The organism is Halorussus salinisoli, assembly GCA_005239435.1.
In the GTDB taxonomy this organism is placed as follows: domain Archaea; phylum Halobacteriota; class Halobacteria; order Halobacteriales; family Haladaptataceae; genus Halorussus; species Halorussus salinisoli.
Window position 1 is genome coordinate 95157 of the sequence record SZNP01000009.1, and the last position, 21278, is coordinate 116434.

Here is a 21278-nt window from a genome sequence, read left to right on the forward strand (position 1 = left end):
TGAACTATCCGGTCGTACCCCGGTAATCATACACAATTGTTTATTACTGTCGCGTCGTGTGATACGTCGGAGATGTCAGAGAAATATCGAACCACGCGACGGACGTATCTAAAGGGCGCGACGGCCGCGGGGGTGGCCGGGTTGACCGGACTGTCAACGTCGGCGGGTGCCCGACAGGGCGGCCCCATCCAGATGGGATCGATACTCCCCATCACGGGGGACCTGAGCGCGTTCGGAAGCGGGATGCAGCGGGCGGTCAACATCGCCGTACAGGACGTGAACGACGCGGGCGGCCCGTTGGGCCGCCAGATTAACATGACGAACACGGACAGTCAGACCCAACCGTCCCGGGGTATCCAGCAGTACAACTCGCTGGTCAACGAGCAGAACATCATCGGGTTCGTCGGCGCGGCCTCCAGCGGGGTCTCGGTCACGCTGGCTCAGAACGTCGCGGCCGACCAAGTGATGCAGGTGAGTAACGCCAGCACGTCGCCCGCACTCGCACAGATCGGCTACAACGAGGACCGGTCGCTCAAGTACTTCGGCCGGACCGCTCCGAACGACGGCCAGCAGGGCATCGTGATGGGTCGCATCCTCAGCGACGACCAGTACATCGGTGCGGACAACGCAGCGTTCCTCTTCGTGGACAACCCCTACGGACAGGGACTCGCCGAGCTCGCCCGCGAGGCGTTCGAGGGCGAGACGGTCGGGATGGTCGGCTACAGCCAGCGGGCAAGCGACTACACCTCGACGCTCGACTCGCTGTACCAGAACGACCCGGACGCGGTCGGATTCATCGGCTACCCCGGCAACGGCCGGACGATTCTGAACCAGTGGAACAACGGCGGCTACGGCGGCGATTGGGTCCTCAGCGAGGGCCTGAACGACCCTGGCTTCCTCAGTGAACTGAGCAACATCACGTCGGGGATGTACCTCGCGTCGCCGAACCCCGAGCAGACGCCGGGACAGTCCACCTTCGAGGAGAAGATGGGCGACCAGGCGGGAACGCTGTTCGCGCCCCACGCCTACGACGGCCTCTTCCTGCAGGCGCTCGCCATGCACAAAACGGGCGAAGCGTCCGGGCAAGCCATCGCGCAGAACATCCGGTCGGTCTCCCGCGAGGGAGAGACCGTCACCGTCGGCGAGTTCCAGAAGGCGAAGGACCTGCTGGACAACGACGAGGACATCAACTATCAGGGCGCGTCGAGTCCCGTGGACCTCAACGAGAAGCTCGAACCGCTCAACCAGTTCGCCATCATGCAGGTGCAGGACGACGGGTCGCTCGAGACGCTGGATACCATTCCGCGGAGCTTCTTCGAGGGGAAACTCGGCGGCGGTGGCGGCGAAACGACTACGACGCAAGGGTAATCCTCTCACGCCGACTTTTTCGAGCGAGCGCCAGCGGACAGCGGTTATGCTAACCACCCGCACGAGCTAGACGAATTTATACTGCCAGTAATCGTCTCTGTCCCCGAGATGCCAGGGAGCTATTCGACGACGCGACGACACTACCTGAAGGGCGTAACGGTGGCGGGGGTGGCCGGACTGACGGGGCTGTCGACGTCAGCGAGCGCGACACAGGGCGGCCCCGTCCAGATGGGGTCGATACTCCCCATCACGGGGAACCTGAGCGCCTTCGGCAGCGGGATGCAGGAGGCAGTCAATCTGGCAGCGCAGGACGTGAACGACGCCGACGGACCGCTCGGACGGCGCATCAACGTGTCGAACACCGACAGTCAGACCGCGCCGTCGCAGGCTATCCAGCAGTACAACACGCTGGTCAACGAGCAGAACATCGTCGGATTCGTCGGCGGGGCCGCGAGTGCCGTCTCGACGCCGCTCGCCCAGAACGTCGCACAGGACAGAGTCATGCAGGTCAGCAACGCGAGTACGACGCCAGTCCTCTCCGAGATCGGTTTCAACGAGGACGAATCGGTGAAATACTTCGGCCGAACCGCCCCGAACGACGGCCAGCAGGGCATCGTGATGGGACGCATCCTCAGCGCCGACGAGTTCATCGGCGCAGACACGGCCGCGTTCCTCTTCCGCGGTGACCCGTACGGCGAGGGATTGGCCTCGAAGGCGAGCGAGGCGTTCGAGGGCGAGACGGTCGGGATGATACCGTACGACGAACAGGCGTCCGACTTCACGTCGACGCTCGACTCGCTGTTCGAAAACGACCCCGAGGCCATCGGGTTCGTCGGCTTCCCCGGCGAGAGCCGAACGATCCTGAACCAGTGGAACAACGGCGGCTACGGCGGCGAGTGGGTCCTCAGCGAGGGCCTGAACGACCCTGGCTTCCTGACGGAACTCAGTGATATCGTCGCAGGGATGTTCATGGCCTCCCCGGACCCCGAGGCCACTACCGGCGCCGAGACGTTCCAGGAGAAGTTCGGGAGCGATTCGCCCACGCTGTTCGCGCCCCACGCCTACGACGCGCTGTTCTTGATGGCGCTCGCTATCGAGGCCGCGGGCGAAGCCTCGGGGACTGCTATCGCGCGGAACATCCGGTCGGTCTCCCGGGAGGGGGAGACGGTCACGGTCGGCGAGTTCCAGAAGGCCAAGGACCTGCTGGCGAACGGTACGGACATCGATTATCAGGGCGCGTCGAGCCCCGTGGACCTGAACGAGAAGCTCGAACCGCTCAACCAGTTCGCCATCCTGCAGGTACAGGAAGACGGCTCGACGGAGAAGCTAGAGACGATTCCCCGGTCCGAATTCGAGGGACAGTTGTAGGCCGAGAAGCGGGGTCAGTCGTCAGTCGCGGCTTCGCCGCTGTCGCCGCCGCCACCGGCACCGAGGTAGAGTTCGGTCACTTCGTCGTTGTCCAGTAGCGCCTCGCCGGTGTCCTCGAAGCGGTTCTCGCCCATCTCCAGCACGTAGCCCCTGTCGGAGTTCCGCAGCGCCTTCCGGGCGTTCTGCTCGACCATCAGGATGGCCGTGCCCGACGCGTTGATTTCGAGAATCTTCTCGAACACCTCGTCCACGAGGTCGGGGGCGAGTCCCGCGCTCGGTTCGTCCACGAGCATCAGGTCCGGGTCCACCATCAGGCCCCGGCCCATGGCGAGCATCTGCTGTTGTCCGCCCGACATCGTCCCGGCCTTCTGGTTCTGGCGCTCCTCCAGAATCGGGAAGCGGTCGAACACCTCGTCGAGCGCGTCGTCGGGCATCTCGTCCAAGATGTACGCGCCCATCTCCAGATTCTCCCGGACCGTGAGGTTCGGGAAGACGTTGTCGACCTGCGGGACGTAGCACATCCCCTCGCGGGTGATCTCGTCCGGCCGAAGGTCGGTGATGGGCTCACCGTCGAACGTCACCGACCCGTCCCAGCAGTCGATGAGACCGAACACGGCCTTCATGAACGTGGACTTGCCCGCGCCGTTGGGGCCGATGATGCAGACGATTTCGTCGTCGTTCACGTCCATCGAGACGCCGTGGAGAATCTGGGCGTCGCCGTATCCCGAGACGATGTCGCGGGCTTCGAGTAGCGCCATCGATTATCCCCCCAGGTAGGCGTCCACAACTCGCTGGTCGTTCTGTACCTCTTCTGGCGTCCCTTGCATGAGTTTCTTGCCTTGGTCCATGACGATGATGGTGTCCGAGAGGTTCATGATGACCTCCATGTCGTGTTCGACGATGCAGAACGTGTAGCCCTGCTCGCGCAGGCTCTCGATTCGTTCCAGCAGTTTGTCGGTCAGTGCGGGATTGACGCCGGCCACCGGCTCGTCCAGCAGGATGAGGTCGGGGTCGGTCATCAGCACCCGACCGAGTTCGAGCAGTTTGCGCTGGCCGCCCGAGAGGTTGCCCGCGTACTCGTTGGTGAGGTGGTCGATTTCGAGGAACTCGAGCATCTCGACCGCTCGGTCACGAACTTCGTCTTCCTCTTCGGCGACCGCTCCGCGACGGAGCCACGCGTTGGTGAGACTCTCGCCGCGCTGGTCTTGCGGTGCGAGCATCAGGTTCTCCAGCACGGTTAGCCCCTGCAACTCGCGGGTCAACTGAAACGTCCGAGACAGTCCCGCCTGTGAGACCCGGAACGGACGGCTGTTCTTGACGTCGAGGTAGTCGTTCTTGACTTTCTCCTCGGCCTGATACACGCCAGCGCCGAGACCCGCCCCGACGAGCGCCGCGCCGCCGAGTCCGAGCGTGGAGACGCCGGCGGACGCCGCGGCCGCGAGACCGATACCGCCGAAGGTCATTCCGGACGCGCTCATCCAGATGCCTTGCTCGGTCTCGCTCGGGCGCATGATGTCCTGCAGGTCGGTGCCGCGATACCGGATATCACCGCTGTCGGGTTCGTAGAACCCACTGATGAGGTTGAACGTCGTGGTCTTTCCGGCCCCGTTCGGGCCGATGAGCCCCGTGACGGTGCCCTCCTCGACCTCGAACGTCGCGCCGTCGACGGCCGTGATGCCGCCGAAGGTCTTGCGCAACCCCTCAACTTCGAGTATCGATTCGCCGGTGCCGTGCGTTTCGTGTTCGGATTCGACTGTTTCGCTCATTCTTCTGCCACCTCCGCGACGGTTCGTTTCTCGCCCCACAGCCCTTCGGGACGGTAGTAGAGGATGACGATGAGGAGCGCGCCGATGAACGCGAGCCGGAGCGCCTGCACCGACGAGCGCGCCGCCGTCGGGAAGAACGCCGCGATGTCGGCGGTAGCCTTCTGGAACGCCCAGTAGATGGTCGCGCCCAGAATCATCCCCTTGTTGTTAGCGGTACCACCGATGATGAGCGCGAGGAACGCGATGAACGTCACGCGCGGGGCGAACATCGTGTGGACCAGACTCTGGAAGTAGATGGCGGTCAGGCCCCCGGCGAACCCGGCGAGCGCCGACCCGAGCATCATGCTCTGGACCTTGTAGGCGAAGGTGTTCTTCCCGAGCGACGTCGCCACGTCCTCGTCCTCGCGGATGGCCTTCAGCACTCGGCCGAACGGCGACTCGACCGTGATCTCCGAGAGGTAGTACAGCATCCCCAGCGACGCCAGCGTGAGCACCAGCAGGAACCGCGAGTAGTCGAAGACGGCGGTTCCCGCTTGGAACTTCATGAGCCACACCAGGTTCTGGACGGTGTTGTCCACGACTGCTCCCACGCCGCCGCGCTGGAGCGGAACGATGTTGGCCATCACGAAGTACCGGATGACGAACAGCCATATCGCGCCGACGCCGACGATGCGGACGAACGCCACGCCGGAACCGAACCGCTCCCAGTTCGTCCCGAGGTAGTAGACGCCGTAGAGGAACGCCACGAGCAGGCCCATCGTCACGAACAGACCGACGCTGCTCATGGCGTCGCCCGACCCGCCACCGAGGACGATGAGCGGGGCGAAACACGCGACGAACATGACCGCGAGACCGAGCGCGACGCCGAAGTCGCGTCCCGAGAGGTCGCTGTACCGGCGCACGACCGCGACGACGCCGAACACCCACACGAACAGCGACAGCGCCGCGAGGAAGACGAACGCGACCATCGGCGATTCGCCCGCGACGAGTGCAACTCCGAAGGCGGCCGTCGCGGTGACGGCACCTGCCAGCGGGGCGTACCGCCGGTTCGCGCCGTAGAATCCCGCGGTGACCGCGGCGAAGACGACGAGACCGAACAGCCAGTCGAGATTCACGTCGAAGACGGTCCACCACTCGAACGCTTGCCACGTGACGACGCCACCGGCGAGACCGAAGAGCGCTCCCACGCCGAGCAAGACGCGCTGTTCGGTCTCGCTGGTCTGCATCCGCGAGCGCCGGGCCGCCACGTAGCCGACGCCGAGGGTCGTCAGCGCGAGCAGTCCGTCGACGACCCAGCCGCCGATTCCGGGCGTGCCGGAGATGGTGCGGCCCGCAGTGACGCCGCCGTCGGCCCTCGGCCCGGCGTCCGTCCCCGTCTTCTCTCCGCCGTCCGTCGCGACCTCGGTCCCGCGACCGGTACCGACTTGGGCGAGCAGATGAGTCGCCACCGTCCAGAGGACGAAGACGACGAACCCGAGGAGTACGGCGGCCTGTAGCGTGTCGGCGGGAATCGGGAAGTGGCTCCGGAACGGCTGGTCGAACCCGCGGAGCGACCCGGGACCGTTCGCCAGCCAGCCCTCCGACTGAACGATGCGCTTCAGGATGACCGAGATTCCCAGCACCGCGATTGCGAGGTAGTCCTCCCGGAGCCGTATCGCCGGGAGCGCGACCAGCATGCCGAGCAGTCCGGCCACGACCGTCCCGGCCGCGATGGCCGGGAGCCACGGCCAGTTCCACCCGAGGACGTACGTGGCGAACTGCTGGGTGTCGGCCGACGGCAAGACCAACAGCGCAGTGACGTACGCACCGACCAGATAGAACGCCACGTGTCCGATGTCGAGCAGGCCGGTGTAGCCGAACTTGATGTTCAATCCGAGTGCGAGTATCGCGTAGATACCCACGATGATGCCGAGTGATACGAGGCTGGATGATAGTGCCATGTTATGAGCCTCCCGTGATGCCTTCCGGTTTGACCAACAACACGACGAACAGGATGGCGAACGCGATGGGGATGCGGTACGTCGACCCGATGTTGGGAATCGCGTAGATGCCGACGTCCATCGAGAGACCGACGATGTAACTTCCGAGAATCGCGCCGTACACCGACTGGAGACCGCCGAGGATGACCCCGGCGAACATCGGAAGCAGGAGGAAGAATCCCATGTTGACCGTCAACTGACTGAACAGGACGCCGAGCATCACACCGCCGACCGCCGCGAACGCCCCGGCGATGATCCAGGTCGCCATCATCACGCGGTCGGTGTTGATGCCGGTGATCTTGGCGAGGTCGATGTTGTCGCTGGACGCCCGCATCGCCTTTCCGAGTTTGGTCTCCTGTAGCAGGAAGTGAAGCGACGCCATCATCCCGACTGCGATGAAGATGACCGACGCCCGCATCACCGAGATGCGGATTCGGGTCGAGAGCGCCGACGAGTTCGGAACCGACCCGCCGCCAGCGAGCAGGAACACGAGCGCAGTGAACGTCACGACGCCCGCGACGGCCCCGCTGAGTTTCGGCCCGACGGTGTGGCTGGTGCCGTACCCCTCGGCTCCGCCGCTCCGCCAGCGGTAGACCGCGAAGGCGGCCCCGAGCGTCAGCGCGACCAGTCCGAGGAGCGCGACCCACGAGTACGTCGCGGTGAACATCGCTTCGTCGGGGGTCGGTCCCGTGTCGATGACGTGCATCGTGAGACCGCCACCGGTGACGTAGAAGTCGAAGAACTTCGCGGCCGACAGGCCCACGTCGTAGCCGAACACGTTGCCGACTTGGGGGACGACGTAGGTCCGGACCTGTCCGCCGTAGAACGCCTGCGTGCCGAATCGAAGTACGAAAGAGAGACCGAGGGTGACGATGAGCATCGTCGCCAGCGAAGCGTCCTTCGCGCGGAACTTCTGGAAGACGACCTTTTCGAGGAACGGCGCGATCCACGCCAGCATCAGCGCCGAGAGCAGCAGTCCGGCCCAGATGGACGGGAAGCCGAGCGTGACGCCGACGCCGAGGACCGTGGCGGCGAGGGCGTGGACCCCGAGCGCGAGCGCCGGACTGGGGTCGCCCGGCCACCACGACCCTTTCAGGGCGGGCGTCCCGCCGAGCAAGTACACCGCGGCCAGCGCCGACCCGGCGGCGAGTACGAACAGGACGGCCAACCCGAGGGCGTCGAGGGTCCGGGAGGCCGTCACGAGTTCCTTGAACACCGGGACGGTGTCGGGCTTGTTGACGAACAGCGCCATGTACGCCCCGAGCATGAGGAGTTCGCCGTGCGCGAAGTTCGGCACTTCCGCGATGTTGTACACCAGCGCCAGTCCGATAGCGCCGAGTGCGACGATGCTACCCGTGACTAATCCCGTCAGAACAGCGTTTGCCAACCCAGTGCTAGGTGGCATGCGTAACCACCTCGTATGTCTGCTTGTCACAACCTACCATATATCGTATCTCGCAAGCCCGACCTATTTGTGTCTTGCGCTTTTTAACACTCCGACGGGTCAAAATACAGGACGACAGAGTCGAGCGGTTACACGTCCCGGCAGTCGGCGCAGATGAGTTGCCCGTTGACGTTCGTGAGTTCCCGACTCAACGTCCCACACGTCTCGCAGATACTCCGGTCGGAGTACTCGTATCGGTCCTCCCCGTCGTCGGCGATGACCTCGGCGGGGTCGCTACTCAACCGTTCGTCGCCCATCGGTTCGCCGCCGACCTCGTGTGGCGACCCTCCGCGGAACGACGGGACGCCGGGCGACGCCGACGCCGAAATCACGTCGCGTTCCGAGAGGAGACCGACGAGTTCCTCGTCGTTCGTGACGGACAGGCGGCGGATGTCCTCGCGGGACATCGTGGCCGCGGCGTCGGACAGTTCCCGGTCGGCGCTCACGGAGACGACGGGTTCGGACATCACCGCCGATACCTCGGTCTCGGCCGGGTCGCCCTCCTCGGCGACCAGCGCGAGAACGTCAGACTCGGTTACGATGCCGACCGGGTCGCTTCCCCGAAGGACGATAGCGCACCCCACTCCCTCTTCGTGCATGAGTCTGACCGCTCCGAGAACCGTATCGGATTCGCTAACGCCGACGTACTCCCGAGACATGACGTCCCGGACAGTCACTTCGCCTTCCATGTGAGAACGATTGTCACTGGCAATCTAAAAGGTATCCCCGGCAGGTTTAAGCCCGCGACGAGCATACGTTAGTAGTTGTCGAGGGCAGACGGGTCGAATCGAAGGTCGGGTCGATGGCCGTGCTGTACTCACCGGCGAGAGAAGTAGCTGTCTTCACGTTTTTCTTCCTGTCCCTCAGGAATCTATACGGTCACTAAAGAAACACAGAGTCGTCTAGAGAAAATAAATACACCCTTCAAAGACAGCTAAGCCTACCTCCGAGACGAATCACCGAACGGCGGAAAGCGACGGAAACCGAGTCGACGAGCGCCGTCAGTCGATGACGACTCGGTCGCCGTCGTCGCGGCACTCTTCGAGCGCGTGCTTGGCCGCCATTCCAGCAGTTTGGGGATCCGCGGCCTGTCCGACGCCGACCTTCAGTTCGACTTCGACGGTGTCCCGAACGTGCCGGATGGCGTCCTCGTAGGCCGGTACGTCCAAGTCGGGGCAGACCGCGATGACGTTGTCCCCACCGACGAAAAAGGAGAGGGCGTCGTGGGCCCGGCGCATGTACTGCATGAGTTCGGCGTAGCCCTGCTCTATGTGGATGAACGAGTCGAAGGCGTTCATCTGGTCGGTGTACTTCCCGGTGGCGTCGTTCACGTCGAAGTGCGCGATTTGCACGTCGTCGTCCGTGCGCTCGTCGGGGTCCAGCGTCCTGCCTCGGAGGATTTCGGTCCGGTCGGCCTCTTGGGCGCTCCCGGCGTCTTGGATGTGTTCGGTGCCGGCCGAGAGGGCCTCGACGGGACTCGGGTCTACGCCGACGCCTAAACTGACGGTCACGGGGTAGCGGTTCGCCACCGACTCCTGAACGAGCGCGTGGTCGGCCTCGTCCATCCCGTTCGTCACCGCGATCATGTTGTCGAATCGGGTGAAGAAGACGTACCCCTCGCGGTTGCCGACAAGTTGCGAGAGGTCGGCGTACAGGCGCGACTGGAGGGTCTGGAGGTCTACTTCCCGGCGCGGTTCGGGCGTCACGGTCCACGGTCCGTAGTTGTCGATCTGAATCAGCGTAATCTGCGCGTTCGTCACTGTTGTCAGGGGTTTCGGTTCGATGGTTAATAAGTCATCCTAATTCTGATAGTGTTTCCAGAATTGGAGACGAAGATACGGAGTAGTCCGATAGCTACGGACGGAGTTGCAGAGAGTTCGTTTTCGACAACCCCGGCCTACGAGCGGACACCGGAAGACGGTCCTGCTCGCTTCGCCGCGCGGGCACGTGACTTCCGAGGTCACGTTCGCTCGCGGCGCTTCGCGCCGCATACCGCTCGCGTGACCGGCTTCTTTCGGTCCTCCCGGCGCGGTCCGGACGGCAAGCCTACGCGTCGCCGAACATCGGCAGTCGGACCGTTCGGAAAGCTTAACTATCGGCGGACCAGACTCACGGGTGTGTTAGCCGCGGTCCACTCCACGGCGTCCGCCCGCGCTATGCGTAGTCTCGCGTAGCGTCGGGAGGACCTGCCCGGACCGTGGTACGGACGGTTTCTGCGGTGGCGAAACCCGACCGGCAGTTCGAATCGCCAGCCAGTCGTATCCCGATCGACGCGAAAACCGACGACTCGACACGATGCACGAACACGGAAATCGGCGGGTTTTACACCCGCGAAGGAGGATTGGATAGTATGAGCCACGACGACTTCCCCACGGAGAAGCCAGCGGTGGTGACGTGTGGACTGCCGTACGCGAACGGCGACCTCCACATCGGTCACCTCCGGACGTACATCAGCGGTGACGCCTACGCCCGGGCGCTAGAGAAACTGGGCCAGCAGACCGCGTTCGTCTCCGGGTCGGACATGCACGGGACGCCCGTCGCCGTCAACGCGGCGAAGAAGGGCGTCTCACCCGAGGAGTTCGCGCTGGAACACCACGAGAAGTACGCGGCGACCTTCCCGAAGTTCAACGTCGAGTTCGACAACTACAGTCACACTCACGACGAGACCAACACCGAACTCACCCAGGCGTTCGTCCGGTCGTGGGTCGAGAACGACCACGTCTTCGAGAAGGAGATTCAGGTCGCGTGGGACCCCGAGACCGACCAGCCACTCCCCGACCGTTACGTCGAGGGCACCTGCCCGTACTGCGGCGCGAAGGCCCGCGGCGACGAGTGCGACGAGGGGTGCCAGCGCCACCTCGAACCCGGCGAAATCGAGGACCCGCACTCGACGCTGACCGGCAACCCCGCCGAGTACCGCACCCGCGAGCACAAGTTCCTGCGCCTCTCGGACTTCCAGGAGTACCTCGCGGGGTTCATCGACCGACTCGAAGGGACCTCCAACGCCCGCAACCAGCCCCGCGAGTGGATCGAGGGCGAACTTCAGGACCTCTGTATCACCCGCGACATGGACTGGGGAATCGACTACCCCGGCGACGGTGACGAGTCGGGCGACGGCGAGGACGGAGGGACGACCGAGGAAGACCTCGTCCTCTACGTCTGGGTGGACGCCCCCATCGAGTACGTCTCCTCGACCAAGCAGTACACCGAGCGCGTCGGCGCGGACACCTTCGACTGGGAGGAAGTCTGGAAGGAGGGCGCGCCCGAGGCGGGTGCCGACGGCGAGACCGACGCCGAGACGTGGGACGCGAGCGACACGGGCGAAATCGTCCACGTCATCGGCCGGGACATCATCCAGCACCACACAGTCTTCTGGCCCTCGATGCTCCGCGGAGCGGGCTACAACGAACCGCGGGCGGTCATGGCCAGCGGCTTCGTCAACCTCGACGGCCAGGCCTTCTCGACCAGTCGCAACCGTGCGGTCTGGGCCGACGACTACCTCGACGAAGGGTTCGACCCCGACCTGGTCCGGTACTACCTCACCACGACCGGCGGCTTCCAGCAGGACGTGGACTTCTCGTGGGAGAAGTTCCAGGAGCGAGTGAACGGCGAGTTGGTCGGCACGCTCGGCAACTTCGCCTACCGGAGCCTCCTGTTCGCGGCCCGCAACTACGACGGCGCGCCCGAAGCCGACACCTCCGACGAGGTGGCCGGGCGCATCGAAGAAGCCGTCGCGAACTTCGAGGCCGCGGTCAACGACTACTCGCTCAAGAAGGCGGGCGAGGCCGCCGTCGCGCTGGCCGGGTTCGGCAACGAGTACATCCAGCGCAACGAACCGTGGAACCTCACGGGCGACGACCCCGAGCGCGCCGAACAGGTCATCTACGACTGCGTGCAGGTCGCCAAGGCCGTCGCGGTGCTCTCGGCCCCCATCCTGCCCGGCAAGGCCCAGCGACTCTGGGAGCAGTTGGGCGAATCGGGGTCGGTCCACGACGCCGACCTCGACGCCTGCCTCGAATCGCCGCCGGGCGAGTTCGGCGAACCCGACGAACTGTTCGAGAAGATCGAAGACGAACGCGTCGAAGAACTCGACGAGAAGTTGCAGGAGCGAATCGAAGCGGCTACGGAAGACGCCGACGAAGACGACGAGAGTGAGGAGGGAGAAACCGTGAGCGAACAAGACCTCGAACCCCTGAACGACGACCGCATCGGCTTCGAAGAGTTCCAGGACCTCGACCTTCGCGTCGGCGAAATCGAAGTCGCCGAACCCATCGAGGGCGCAGACGACCTCGCGCGCCTCGAAGTGGACATCGGCGTCGAGACCCGCCAAATCGTCGCGGGCATCAAGCAACTCCACGACCTCGACCAACTCCCGGGCACGAAGGTCGTCGTCGTGGCGAATCTGGAGCAGGCCGAACTGTTCGGCGTCGAGAGCAACGGCATGGTTCTCGCGGCGGGCGAGAACGCCGACCTCCTGACGACCCACGAGGATAGCGTTCCCGGCACGAAGGTTCGGTAACTTCCCGGCACGGAGGTTCGGTTAGTAGCCTTCCACCATTTCTATCGGCTTGGACGCGACCGCTTCGAGTCTTGGAGAGCTATCCACCTGCTCGGGCTTACCGAGTAGTTCGGAATCCGAGCAGCCCGATAATCGAACGGTCCGACAACCCCGGCGGCCGCGACTGGCGGTCGATAATAGCCGAACCCTACAGAAACAGCGCCGGAACAGCGGAACCGAGCGTAATTCCCTCCAGAGGTGACCGTTCAGTCACGTTCAGCCACTCGAACCTGTGTTGTGGATATAATCGTCCAAATATCTCGCGCTCTAAGAAACGGATTACCCAAGACTTATCCATATAACGTGCGTCCGTACAATTGCAATGGCAGAAGGCAACGTTGATTTCTTCAACGACACAGGCGGCTACGGTTTCATCTCGACGGACGACGCGGACGACGACGTGTTCTTCCACATGGAAGACATCGGCGGCCCGGACCTCGAAGAGGGAACTGACGTAGAGTTTGACATCGAACAGGCCGACAAGGGCCCCCGCGCGACGAATCTGACGCGACTTTAAATCTCGCTTTCAGGCCGCCTGACGGCGGACGAACGCGCTTTTTCAGTACGACTATTTCGACGAGCGATAGCGACTTCTCGCGCTTCAGCGACGGTTTCGAAGAGCGCACGGGAAATCGAATTTCGAGGGATTCAAACCACAGTCTGCCCTCCACCACACCAATGACCATCCCGTCGTTCGTCGTCGGTATCGCGGGGGGCACCGGGGCCGGGAAGACGACGGTCGCCCGCGAAATTACAGAGGAAGTCGAGGACGCCGTGACGCGCATTCCGATGGACAACTACTACAAGGACCTCAGCCACATGGAGTTCGAGGAGCGCGCGGAGGTCAACTACGACCATCCCTCGGCGTTCGAGTGGGACCTGCTCCGTAAACACGTAGACGCCTTGCTGTCGGGCCAGACCATCGAGATGCCCCAGTACGACTTCTCCATCCACAACCGGAAGGACGAGACCGTCACGGTCGAACCGACCGACGTCGTCGTGTTGGAGGGAATCTTCGCGCTCTACGACGAGGACGTGAACGAGATGCTCGACATCCGGGTGTACGTCGAGACCGACGCCGACGTGCGCATCCTCCGGCGCATCGAGCGCGACGTGGTCGAGCGCGGCCGCGACCTCGAGGGTGTCATCGACCAGTACCTCTCGACGGTCAAGCCCATGCACGAGCAGTTCGTCGCGCCCACCAAGAAGCGCGCTGACCTCATCATCCCCGAGGGCGCGAACGCCGTCGCGGTCAATCTACTGGAAGAGAAAGTCCGCGCCGAGACGTACACCGACTCGGGGTCGGCGTGGACCCTCGGCGACGAGGGCGTCGAGCGCGAGGGGTCCGAAGGTCTCGCCGTCACCGGCCCCGGCGCGGTCAACGCGGGGCGGGCGAGTCCGGACGACAAAGCCGGCCCGGACGCCGAATCACGAAACGCCGAACTACGAGGCGACGCAGAAACGCGGAGCGACTCGGACGAGCGGTGGAAAGACGACAGCGCAAAATAGCCCGGCGACGGATTCAGGCGCTCTTCTTCGCGGGGTTTTCGCCCTGCGGATGGTAGTCCCAGAAGCCGCCGCGCCGCATGCCCGCACCCACGGCCTTGTGGAAATCGACCATGGTCTCGAACTCCGTACCTTCGACGTGTTCGAAGATGTCGGCGACGCTGACGACCCGCTTGTGATTGATGCGAATCGGTTCGTCGGCGTGTTCTTCGGCGAACTCCTGCTTCGAGATCGGGAAGTCCTCCTCCTCGTCGATTTTCTTGGCGATAATCGCCATGCCGTACTTGCGTCCGCCTTCGCTACCTTCCTCGCCGTCGGGGTCGTGCGGCCAGTCCATACCCGAAACGTGGAGCGGCCCGCAAAAAGAGTTTATCGTTCGTCGGAGTGACGGAACGTCCGGGAGGACGACTAATTCGAAAGTCCACCCAGACGCCAGTCGAGTTACCGAGCGTTTGCCAGTAGTCGAGTCAGTCGTCGGCGTCCGCGGGTTCGGCCTCGTCGGTGTTCGCTTGGGTCGCCTCGTCACCGAGCAGTTCCTCGCGGTGTTCGTCCAGTAGCGGCGCGCGCTCGCCCGGGTTCGAGGGCGTCTCGCTCAGTTTGATGGGCGACCCGGCGATGGTCACGTCCTCGTCGGCCCCCGGTTGTTCGACTTCGACCAGCATGTCCCGGCGGTGGACGTGGTCGTCCTCGAACACGTCGGCCACGTCCTGCACGGGCGCGCTGGGGACCGACCCTTCGAGGCGGTCACAGATTTCGTCGGCGGGGAGGGACGCGGTCCAGTCGGCGATTTCCCCTCGGAGCGACTCGCGGTGTTCGAGTCGGTCGGCGGTCTCGGGGTACTCCGCCGCGAGGTCCGGACGGTCCATGACCTCGCAGAGCGCCCGCCAGTGGTTGTCGCCGAACGCGGCCACGACGACGTAGCCGTCGGCGGCCTCGAAGGCGTTGTAGGGGAACAGCGTCGGGTGGGCGTTGCCCCGGCGCGTCGGGACCTCTCCGGTGTAGGAGTGCTGGTAGACGGTTCGCTCGCACATCGAAATCATGGCGTCGTACATCGCGGTATCGACGTACTGGCCCTCGCCGGTCTTCTCGCGGTGGTGGAGCGCCGCGAGGATGCCCACCGCGTTCAGCGTCGCGGTGAACAGGTCGCCGATACCCGGCCCCACCTTGGTCGGCGGGCCGTCATCCTGTCCGGTAATCTCCATTACGCCGCCGAGGGCCTGAGCGATGAGGTCGAACGACGGCTGGCCCTGCCGGTCGGTCTCGCCCGTGCGCGGGTCGCCGAACCCCCGGATGGAGGCGTAGACGAGTTCGGGGTTGCGCTCGCGCAGGGTCTCGTATTCGAGGTCGAACTTCTCCATCGTGCCTGCCCGGAAGTTCTCGACCACTACGTCGGCCTCCTCGACGAGGTCGAGGAAGTCCACGCGGTCGTCCTCGTCCGCGAGGTCCATTTCGAGGCTCCGCTTGCCGCGGTTGACGCTCTGGAAGTAGCCGCCGTAGGCGTCGTCGTCTCCGACGAACGGCGGGTTCGGGCGGATGAGGTCCCCGCCGGGACGTTCGATTTTCACTACGTCGGCTCCGAGGTCCGAGAGGAGCATGGTGCAGTACGGTCCCGCGAGAACCTGCGTCAGGTCGAGTACGCGCACGTCGTCCAGCGCTGGCATCGTTTCGCCGGTCGCCCACCCGCACCAAAAATCTTCCCAATAAATAATGTGGTTTGTGTGGAAGGGACACGTACACCCTCAAATGACCTTAAAGGGATTTAACCATGAACAATGATTATCTTTAAGTATTGTTCATTGGATTTCTACTCGATGTCTGCTACAGTCATCCTCGGCGTCATCGGGTCCGACGCACACGCCGTCGGCATTACGATACTCGAACAGGCGCTCTCGGCGGCGGGCTTCGAGGTCGTCAACCTCGGGGTCCAGTCCAGCCAGCAGGAGTTCATCGACGCGACCGAAGCACACGAGGGTGACGCGGTACTCGTCTCCTCCCTGTACGGCCACGCCGAACAGGACTGCCGCGGCTTCCACGAGGCAATCGAAGACGCGGGTCTCGACCCCGTCACCTACATCGGCGGCAACCTCGCGGTCGGTCAGGACGAGTTCGACCGGACCAGAGACCGCTTCCGGGAGATGGGTTTCGACCGCGTGTTCGACTCCGAAACCGAGCCGACGGAAGCCATCGCCGCCCTCAAAGCGGACACGAACGTCGCCGAATCCGAAGCCGAACGAGCGAGGCTCACGAGCTGAGTTGGCTATTTTCACTATGTTACGCGACACGAGACTCTCCGGAGAGGACCTCTCACGCATCGACGAACGAATACGGCAACACTGGTCGGTCGAAGACGTCGACTTCGAGGAGGCGGTCGCCTACCACGACTCGCTACCCCGAGGCAAGCAGTTCGCCCGGGTCCTCGAAACCGCAGACCGCCCGCTCCTCCAGCCCCGCGCCGGAGTCCCGCGACTGGACGACCAGATCGCACTCCTCCGGCACTTGGACGACGCGGGACGTGCCGACCTGCTCCCGACGACCATCGACTCGTACACCCGCGACAACGAGTACGAGAAGGCCCAGCAGGGCCTCGAAGAGGCCCGCGAGACCGGCGACGACACCCTCAACGGTTTCCCGGCCGTCAACCACGGCGTCGAGGGGTGTCGGGACCTCGTCGAGGCGGTAGACGCCCCGATAGAGGTGCGCCACGGCACGCCCGACGCTCGCCTGCTCGCGGCCGTCACGTTCGCCGGCGGGTTCCAGAGCTTCGAGGGCGGACCCATCTCGTACAACATCCCCTACACGAAGGAACGCGACCTCGCGGAGACCATCGAACACTGGCAGTACGTCGACCGCCTCGCCGGGGCCTACACCGAGCGCGGCGTCACCATCAACCGCGAACCGTTCGGCCCCCTCACGGGGACGCTCGTCCCGCCGAGCATCGCCATCGCGGTCGGACTGGTCGAGGGGATGCTCGCCGCCACGCAGGGCGTCCGGAGCGTCACGCTGGGCTACGGGCAGGTCGGCAACCTCGTCCAGGACATCGCGGCGCTCCGGGCGCTTCGAGCACTCGGCGAGGAGTACCTCCCAGACGAGGTGACAGTCACCACCGTCTTCCACGAGTGGATGGGCGGGTTCCCGCCCGACGAGGCCCGTGCCAACGGCGTCATCGCGCTCGGGGCGGCCACAGCGGCCATCGCGGAACCCGACAAGGTCATCACCAAGTCGCCACAGGAGTTCGGCGGCGTCCCGACCAAGGAGGCCAACGCCGCGGGCCTGCGAACCACCAGACAGCTCGTGGACATGATGCGCGAGCAGGACATCAACCTCGACGGCGTCGAGCGCGAACGGGAGTTCGTGGAGAAGTCCACCCGGTCGCTGATGGACACGATTCTCGAACTCGGCGACGAGGACGTGGCCCAGGGAGTCCTCGCGGCGTTCGACTCGGGCAAACTCGACGTGCCGTTCGCCCCGAGCGAGAGCGCCGAGAGCGCGGTCCTCCCGGCCCGCGACGACGACGGCCGGGTTCGCATCCTCGAATTCGGCGATCTCGCTCTCGACTCGGATTTGAAGGACGTTCACACCGACCGACTCGACCGCCGGGCGCGCGCGGAGAACCGCGACCGGTCGTTCCAGATGGTCGCCGACGACGTGGACGCCATCAGCGACGGCCGCCTCATCGGAAGGCCGGAGGAGGGAGCGTGACGACCATAGACGGAATCCGGGCGGTGCCCGGCGCGTCCGGGTTCTTCTTCGACGACCAGCGCGCCATCAAGGACGGGGCCGAGCGCGACGGTTTCGGTTACCGCGGCGACCCCGTGACCCCGGGATTCGACCGGGTTCGACAGGCGGGCGAGGCGATAAGCGTCCTCGTGGAACTCGAAGATGGTACGGTCGCGACCGGCGACTGCGCCGCCGTCCAGTACTCCGGGGCGGGCGGCCGGGACCCCCTCTTTCGCGCCGGCGAGTTCGTCCCGGTCGTGGAGGGGCAGGTCGCCGACGCGCTGGTCGGCCGACCCGCAGAACGGTTCGCCGAGAACGCCGACCTTGTGGAGGACCTCGTCCGGAACGGCGGTGAAGGCGGCGACGGCCAGCGACTCCACACCGCCATCCGGTACGGGGTCTCGCAGGCGCTCCTCGACGCCGCGGCGAGGGCGCGCCGCGAGACGAAGACCGACGTGCTGGCCGACGCGCTCGGGACCGACCCGGCCGACGAACCCGTGCCGGTGTTCGGGCAGTCGGGCGACGCCCGCCGGGACAACGCCGAGAAGATGCTGTTGAAGGGCGTGCCCGTCCTCCCGCACGGCCTGTTCAACAGCGTCGAGAAGGTCGGCGAGGAGGGCCAGCGGTTGGTCGAGTACCTCGAATGGCTCGCCGACCGGACCGACGAACTCGGTCCGTCGGGCGCGGACTACGCTCCTCGATTCCACGTGGACGTGTACGGCGTCCTCGGAGAGGTGTTCGGCCCGCCGTACGACCGGCCGGAGGTGGCAGACTACTTCGCGGACCTCCGGGAGGCGGCGGGGCCCTACCCCCTCCAGGTCGAGGGTCCGATGGACGAGGGCGGCCGCGAGGAGCAGATTTACGCGATGGCCGAACTCCGCGACGGTCTGGCCTCCGCGGGCGTCGGCGTGGACGTCGTGGCCGACGAGTGGTGCAACACCTTCGACGACGTGAGAGCCTTCGTGGACGCGGGCGCGGCCGACGTGGTACAGGTCAAGACCCCCGACCTCGGCGGCGTCCACCGGAGCGGCGAGGCCGTCCGGTACTGCGAGGGGACCGACGCCCGCGCGTACCTCGGCGGGACGTGCAACGAGACCGCCGAGTCGGCCCGGACCTGCGCCCACGTCGCGCTGGCTACCGACGCCGCGCAGGTCCTCGCCAAGCCCGGCATGGGCTTCGACGAGGGGTACATGATAGTGACCAACGAGATGCACCGGGCGCTCGCGCGCCGCGGTGACTGGCCCGCGAGGGCGGTGACAGCAGATGACTGACTGGACAGACTCCGACACGTTTGCGACGGCGCTGAATCGCGCGGAAACCGTGGAGAAGGGCACCTACTTCGAGGGGTTCGCCGAGGGCGAGTCCATCGAACACGACCCCGGTCTCCGCCTCTCGCGCCACGGGTCCGAGTGCTGGGCCGGGCAGACCCTCAACTACGACCCGGCGTACTGGCGACCCTCGGTCGCGAGAACGCGAGGCTACGACGAGGTGCCGGTTCACCCCGACTACCTGCTGGCCTGCGTCATGGGCGCGAGCGTCGAGGACCTGAGCGAGAAGGGCGGCTACTTCCTCGGCCGCGACGACCTCCGGTACCACCGGCCGGGCGTCCCACCGGGGACCGAACTCCGCGTCGAGTCGGTGGTCGAGAAGAAGGCCGAGTCGAGTTCCCGCCCGGCCTACGGCATCGTGACGTGGGAGACGACGGGTTACGACGCCGCGACGGGCGACCCGCTGCTGTCGTACACCCGGACGAACATGATTCCGCGCCGGGAACCCCTCGCCACCGACGGAGAGGGCAAGGCTGCGGGCGGGTCGACCGATTCGGGCGACTCGCCCGCGGAAACCGGCGACGAGTCGACCGAGGCGGACGCCGACGAGATGGACGCCACCGAATCGGCCGACTCCGGTCTCCCCGACGAACTCCTCGCGCCCGAGGGCGGCTACTTCGAGGACTTCCGCGAGGCACTCGACCGCGCCGGGGACCGAGACGCCGCGGTCGCCTACCGACACGAGCGCGGGCGCACCATCGACGACACGACGGTCGCCCAACTGCCGCTGGCGACGCTCAACACCGCCAAACAGCACCACAACGCCGACGCGATGACCGACTCGCCGTCGGGCGAAATCGTCGCCTACGGCGACGTGACGCGTTCGATTGCCCTCGGGCACGCCCGTTCGGACGAGCGCACGGCCCGCGAGGTGTCCTGCGGCGACGAGCGATTCCACGACTTCGTGACGGTCGGCGACACGATTTACGGCTTCACTCGCGTCGAGGAGGCGAGAGAAGTCGAGCGCGACGACGCGGGCGAAGTCACCTTCCAACACGTCGCGTTCGACCAGCGCGACGAACCGGTCTACTCCGGGACGCGAACCGCACTCGTCCAGAAACGAAACTGAGATTCCGCGACTACACACGATTCCATGACGAACACACGACTCTGCCGAACATTCCAGACCGCGCCCGCTGGCGTCCCCCGCGACGACAGCGCGAAGTACCTCGTCTCCGGTCTCACCGCCGAGGGGTGGCAGGCACCCGACTGGCTGGTGCCCGACCTCGAAGACGGCACCGCGCCCGACCTCAAAGACGAGGCGCTGGCGAACGTCCGAGACCTCCTGCCGGAGTACGCGCCCGACTTCGCGGGCGAAATCTGGCCCCGCGTCGAGTGGGGCTACGACGACGAGGCGACCCGCGAACGCGGCCGCGACCAGATAGCCACGCTGGTCGAGTCGGTCGGCGACCACCTCGACGGCGTGGTCGTCCCCAAGGTCGGGCGACTCGACGACGTGAAAGCGGCCGAGGCGGCGGTCGAAGCCGCAGTCCAGGAGACGGGCCACGATGTCGAACTGGCCGTCATCGTGGAGACCGCCCGCGCTCGGTCGGACCTCCGGGAGATAGCCGCCTTCGGCACCGACTCCCGGCTCGCGGCGCTCGTGTTCGGCCCGGTGGACTACGCCGCCGAACTCGGCGGCCGGGAGGTCGGCGGCAGTCCGAACTGGCCCGGTCTCTACGAGGCCATGTCGAACGAAGCCAGCGCGAACGACCTGCTCGCCGTCGGCGGTCCCTTCGACCGCCTGTTCCGCGAGCGCGCGGGCGTTACGTTCTACAACGGCGACGAGTACGCCGACTACGTCGAGCGCGAGGCTCGCGTCGGACTCGACGGCAGTTGGTCGCTCCACCCCAACCAGACCGAGCAGGCCAACCGCATCCACCTGCCCACCGACGAGGAGTTGCGCGAGGCGGTCCGGAAGATAGAGGCGTTCACCGAGGCCAAAGACGAGGGCACGGGCGCGGTGTCCATCGACGGCCAGATGGTGGACGAGGCGACGTTCAAGAACTTCGAGAACACGGTCGAGACGGTCCGTGCGGTCCACGACGCTCGCGAGTCGCAGACGCGTGAGTTCTACGAATCAGACCTTCTGGAGCGGGCGCTCTCGGTCGGATGAGGCGGGACTGAGACGGACGACTATCTACGCGAACTTCGAAACTCGACCCCGGCGTGTGCTGGCATTTCACCATTTCACTCCGGCGCGTGCTGGCGCGACCTCGTGGTTTGAGGTCGCGCCCATCCGCG

At 65.4% G+C, this 21278-nt stretch carries 18 protein-coding genes; 10 read left to right on the forward strand and 8 right to left on the reverse strand.

Annotated elements, in window-relative coordinates:
• Nucleotides 1-72: 72 nt before the first annotated feature.
• Nucleotides 73-1368, forward strand: a complete 1296-nt coding sequence (locus E2484_RS21650) for an ABC transporter substrate-binding protein (RefSeq protein WP_137287275.1) — start codon at nucleotides 73-75, stop codon at nucleotides 1366-1368.
• Nucleotides 1369-1476: 108 nt separating this feature from the next.
• The gene (locus tag E2484_RS21655; RefSeq protein WP_137287276.1) at nucleotides 1477-2736 is read left to right on the forward strand and encodes an ABC transporter substrate-binding protein; all 1260 of its coding nucleotides are present in this window, start codon (nucleotides 1477-1479) and stop codon (nucleotides 2734-2736) included.
• A gap of 14 nt (nucleotides 2737-2750) precedes the next feature.
• On the opposite strand, the gene E2484_RS21660 is transcribed toward E2484_RS21655, so the two are convergent.
• The 6 genes from E2484_RS21660 to E2484_RS21685 all read right to left on the reverse strand — a co-directional run bounded on the left by E2484_RS21660 (nucleotide 2751) and on the right by E2484_RS21685 (nucleotide 9685).
• Nucleotides 2751-3494, reverse strand: a complete 744-nt coding sequence (locus E2484_RS21660; protein WP_137287277.1) for an ABC transporter ATP-binding protein — start codon at nucleotides 3492-3494, stop codon at nucleotides 2751-2753.
• A 3-nt stretch (nucleotides 3495-3497) separates the two neighbouring features.
• Complete coding sequence (locus E2484_RS21665) at nucleotides 3498-4502, reverse strand: ABC transporter ATP-binding protein (protein ID WP_137287278.1); 1005 nt, start codon at nucleotides 4500-4502, stop codon at nucleotides 3498-3500.
• Nucleotides 4499-6442, reverse strand: coding sequence for a branched-chain amino acid ABC transporter permease (locus E2484_RS21670; protein ID WP_137287279.1), 1944 nt, complete (start codon nucleotides 6440-6442; stop codon nucleotides 4499-4501). The genes E2484_RS21665 and E2484_RS21670 overlap by 4 nt, the downstream gene beginning before the upstream one ends.
• Nucleotide 6443: 1 nt before the next feature.
• Complete coding sequence (locus E2484_RS21675; protein WP_137287280.1) at nucleotides 6444-7886, reverse strand: branched-chain amino acid ABC transporter permease; 1443 nt, start codon at nucleotides 7884-7886, stop codon at nucleotides 6444-6446.
• 128 nt (nucleotides 7887-8014) lie between these two features.
• Nucleotides 8015-8614 (reverse strand): CBS domain-containing protein, encoded by a 600-nt coding sequence (locus E2484_RS21680; protein ID WP_137287281.1) that lies wholly within the window; start codon nucleotides 8612-8614, stop codon nucleotides 8015-8017.
• 312 nt (nucleotides 8615-8926) lie between these two features.
• A complete protein-coding gene (locus tag E2484_RS21685) occupies nucleotides 8927-9685 on the reverse strand; it encodes a GTP cyclohydrolase III (protein WP_137287282.1) in 759 nt (252 codons plus the stop codon).
• A 590-nt stretch (nucleotides 9686-10275) separates the two neighbouring features.
• Here E2484_RS21685 and metG point away from each other — a divergent pair.
• The 3 genes from metG to udk all read left to right on the forward strand — a co-directional run bounded on the left by metG (nucleotide 10276) and on the right by udk (nucleotide 13992).
• Complete coding sequence (gene metG, locus E2484_RS21690; RefSeq protein WP_137287283.1) at nucleotides 10276-12444, forward strand: methionine--tRNA ligase; 2169 nt, start codon at nucleotides 10276-10278, stop codon at nucleotides 12442-12444.
• 361 nt (nucleotides 12445-12805) lie between these two features.
• Nucleotides 12806-13000 carry a cold-shock protein gene (locus E2484_RS21695; protein WP_137287284.1) on the forward strand — a complete coding sequence of 65 codons (195 nt, stop codon included), beginning with the start codon at nucleotides 12806-12808 and terminating at the stop codon, nucleotides 12998-13000.
• A 161-nt stretch (nucleotides 13001-13161) separates the two neighbouring features.
• Nucleotides 13162-13992: a uridine kinase gene (gene udk / locus E2484_RS21700; protein ID WP_137287285.1), complete on the forward strand. Its 831-nt coding sequence runs from the start codon at nucleotides 13162-13164 to the stop codon at nucleotides 13990-13992.
• Between the two features lie 13 nt (nucleotides 13993-14005).
• Here the strand turns inward: udk and E2484_RS21705 are convergent, their stop codons facing one another.
• Both E2484_RS21705 and mct read right to left on the reverse strand, forming a co-directional pair.
• On the reverse strand, nucleotides 14006-14326 hold the full coding sequence (locus tag E2484_RS21705) for a DUF5785 family protein (RefSeq protein WP_137287286.1): 321 nt from the start codon (nucleotides 14324-14326) through the stop codon (nucleotides 14006-14008).
• A gap of 130 nt (nucleotides 14327-14456) precedes the next feature.
• Nucleotides 14457-15650, reverse strand: coding sequence for a succinyl-CoA:mesaconate CoA-transferase (gene mct, locus E2484_RS21710; RefSeq protein ID WP_137287287.1), 1194 nt, complete (start codon nucleotides 15648-15650; stop codon nucleotides 14457-14459).
• A gap of 150 nt (nucleotides 15651-15800) precedes the next feature.
• Here mct and glmS point away from each other — a divergent pair, with 150 nt between their 5' ends.
• From glmS to citE, 5 genes are read left to right on the forward strand one after another with little or no spacing between them, the layout of a single operon-like run.
• Nucleotides 15801-16241: a methylaspartate mutase subunit S gene (glmS, locus tag E2484_RS21715; protein ID WP_137287288.1), complete on the forward strand. Its 441-nt coding sequence runs from the start codon at nucleotides 15801-15803 to the stop codon at nucleotides 16239-16241.
• A 16-nt stretch (nucleotides 16242-16257) separates the two neighbouring features.
• Nucleotides 16258-17688 (forward strand): methylaspartate mutase subunit E, encoded by a 1431-nt coding sequence (locus tag E2484_RS21720; RefSeq protein WP_137287289.1) that lies wholly within the window; start codon nucleotides 16258-16260, stop codon nucleotides 17686-17688.
• Nucleotides 17685-18977 carry a methylaspartate ammonia-lyase gene (locus tag E2484_RS21725; RefSeq protein WP_321112928.1) on the forward strand — a complete coding sequence of 431 codons (1293 nt, stop codon included), beginning with the start codon at nucleotides 17685-17687 and terminating at the stop codon, nucleotides 18975-18977. The genes E2484_RS21720 and E2484_RS21725 overlap by 4 nt, the downstream gene beginning before the upstream one ends.
• Entirely contained in the window at nucleotides 18970-20103 is a 1134-nt protein-coding gene (gene mch, locus E2484_RS21730) for a 2-methylfumaryl-CoA hydratase (protein ID WP_137287290.1), read from the forward strand. The genes E2484_RS21725 and mch overlap by 8 nt, the downstream gene beginning before the upstream one ends.
• 24 nt (nucleotides 20104-20127) lie before the next feature.
• Nucleotides 20128-21150 carry an L-malyl-CoA/beta-methylmalyl-CoA lyase gene (citE, locus tag E2484_RS21735; protein WP_137287291.1) on the forward strand — a complete coding sequence of 341 codons (1023 nt, stop codon included), beginning with the start codon at nucleotides 20128-20130 and terminating at the stop codon, nucleotides 21148-21150.
• The last annotated feature ends 128 nt before the right edge of the window (nucleotides 21151-21278 follow it).

Excerpts from the sequence above, each read along its gene's own strand:
- E2484_RS21650 (WP_137287275.1), top strand. The coding sequence starts at position 73 with ATGTCAGAGAAATATCGAACCACGCGACGGACGTATCTAAAGGGCGCG.
- E2484_RS21655 (WP_137287276.1), top strand. The coding sequence starts at position 1,477 with ATGCCAGGGAGCTATTCGACGACGCGACGACACTACCTGAAGGGCGTA.
- E2484_RS21660 (WP_137287277.1), bottom strand. The coding sequence starts at position 3,494 with ATGGCGCTACTCGAAGCCCGCGACATCGTCTCGGGATACGGCGACGCC.
- E2484_RS21665 (WP_137287278.1), bottom strand. The coding sequence starts at position 4,502 with ATGAGCGAAACAGTCGAATCCGAACACGAAACGCACGGCACCGGCGAA.
- E2484_RS21670 (WP_137287279.1), bottom strand. The coding sequence starts at position 6,442 with ATGGCACTATCATCCAGCCTCGTATCACTCGGCATCATCGTGGGTATC.
- E2484_RS21675 (WP_137287280.1), bottom strand. The coding sequence starts at position 7,886 with ATGCCACCTAGCACTGGGTTGGCAAACGCTGTTCTGACGGGATTAGTC.
- E2484_RS21680 (WP_137287281.1), bottom strand. The coding sequence starts at position 8,614 with ATGGAAGGCGAAGTGACTGTCCGGGACGTCATGTCTCGGGAGTACGTC.
- metG (WP_137287283.1), top strand. The coding sequence starts at position 10,276 with ATGAGCCACGACGACTTCCCCACGGAGAAGCCAGCGGTGGTGACGTGT.
- E2484_RS21695 (WP_137287284.1), top strand. The coding sequence starts at position 12,806 with ATGGCAGAAGGCAACGTTGATTTCTTCAACGACACAGGCGGCTACGGT.
- udk (WP_137287285.1), top strand. The coding sequence starts at position 13,162 with ATGACCATCCCGTCGTTCGTCGTCGGTATCGCGGGGGGCACCGGGGCC.
- E2484_RS21705 (WP_137287286.1), bottom strand. The coding sequence starts at position 14,326 with ATGGACTGGCCGCACGACCCCGACGGCGAGGAAGGTAGCGAAGGCGGA.
- mct (WP_137287287.1), bottom strand. The coding sequence starts at position 15,650 with ATGCCAGCGCTGGACGACGTGCGCGTACTCGACCTGACGCAGGTTCTC.
- glmS (WP_137287288.1), top strand. The coding sequence starts at position 15,801 with ATGTCTGCTACAGTCATCCTCGGCGTCATCGGGTCCGACGCACACGCC.
- E2484_RS21720 (WP_137287289.1), top strand. The coding sequence starts at position 16,258 with ATGTTACGCGACACGAGACTCTCCGGAGAGGACCTCTCACGCATCGAC.
- mch (WP_137287290.1), top strand. The coding sequence starts at position 18,970 with ATGACTGACTGGACAGACTCCGACACGTTTGCGACGGCGCTGAATCGC.
- citE (WP_137287291.1), top strand. The coding sequence starts at position 20,128 with ATGACGAACACACGACTCTGCCGAACATTCCAGACCGCGCCCGCTGGC.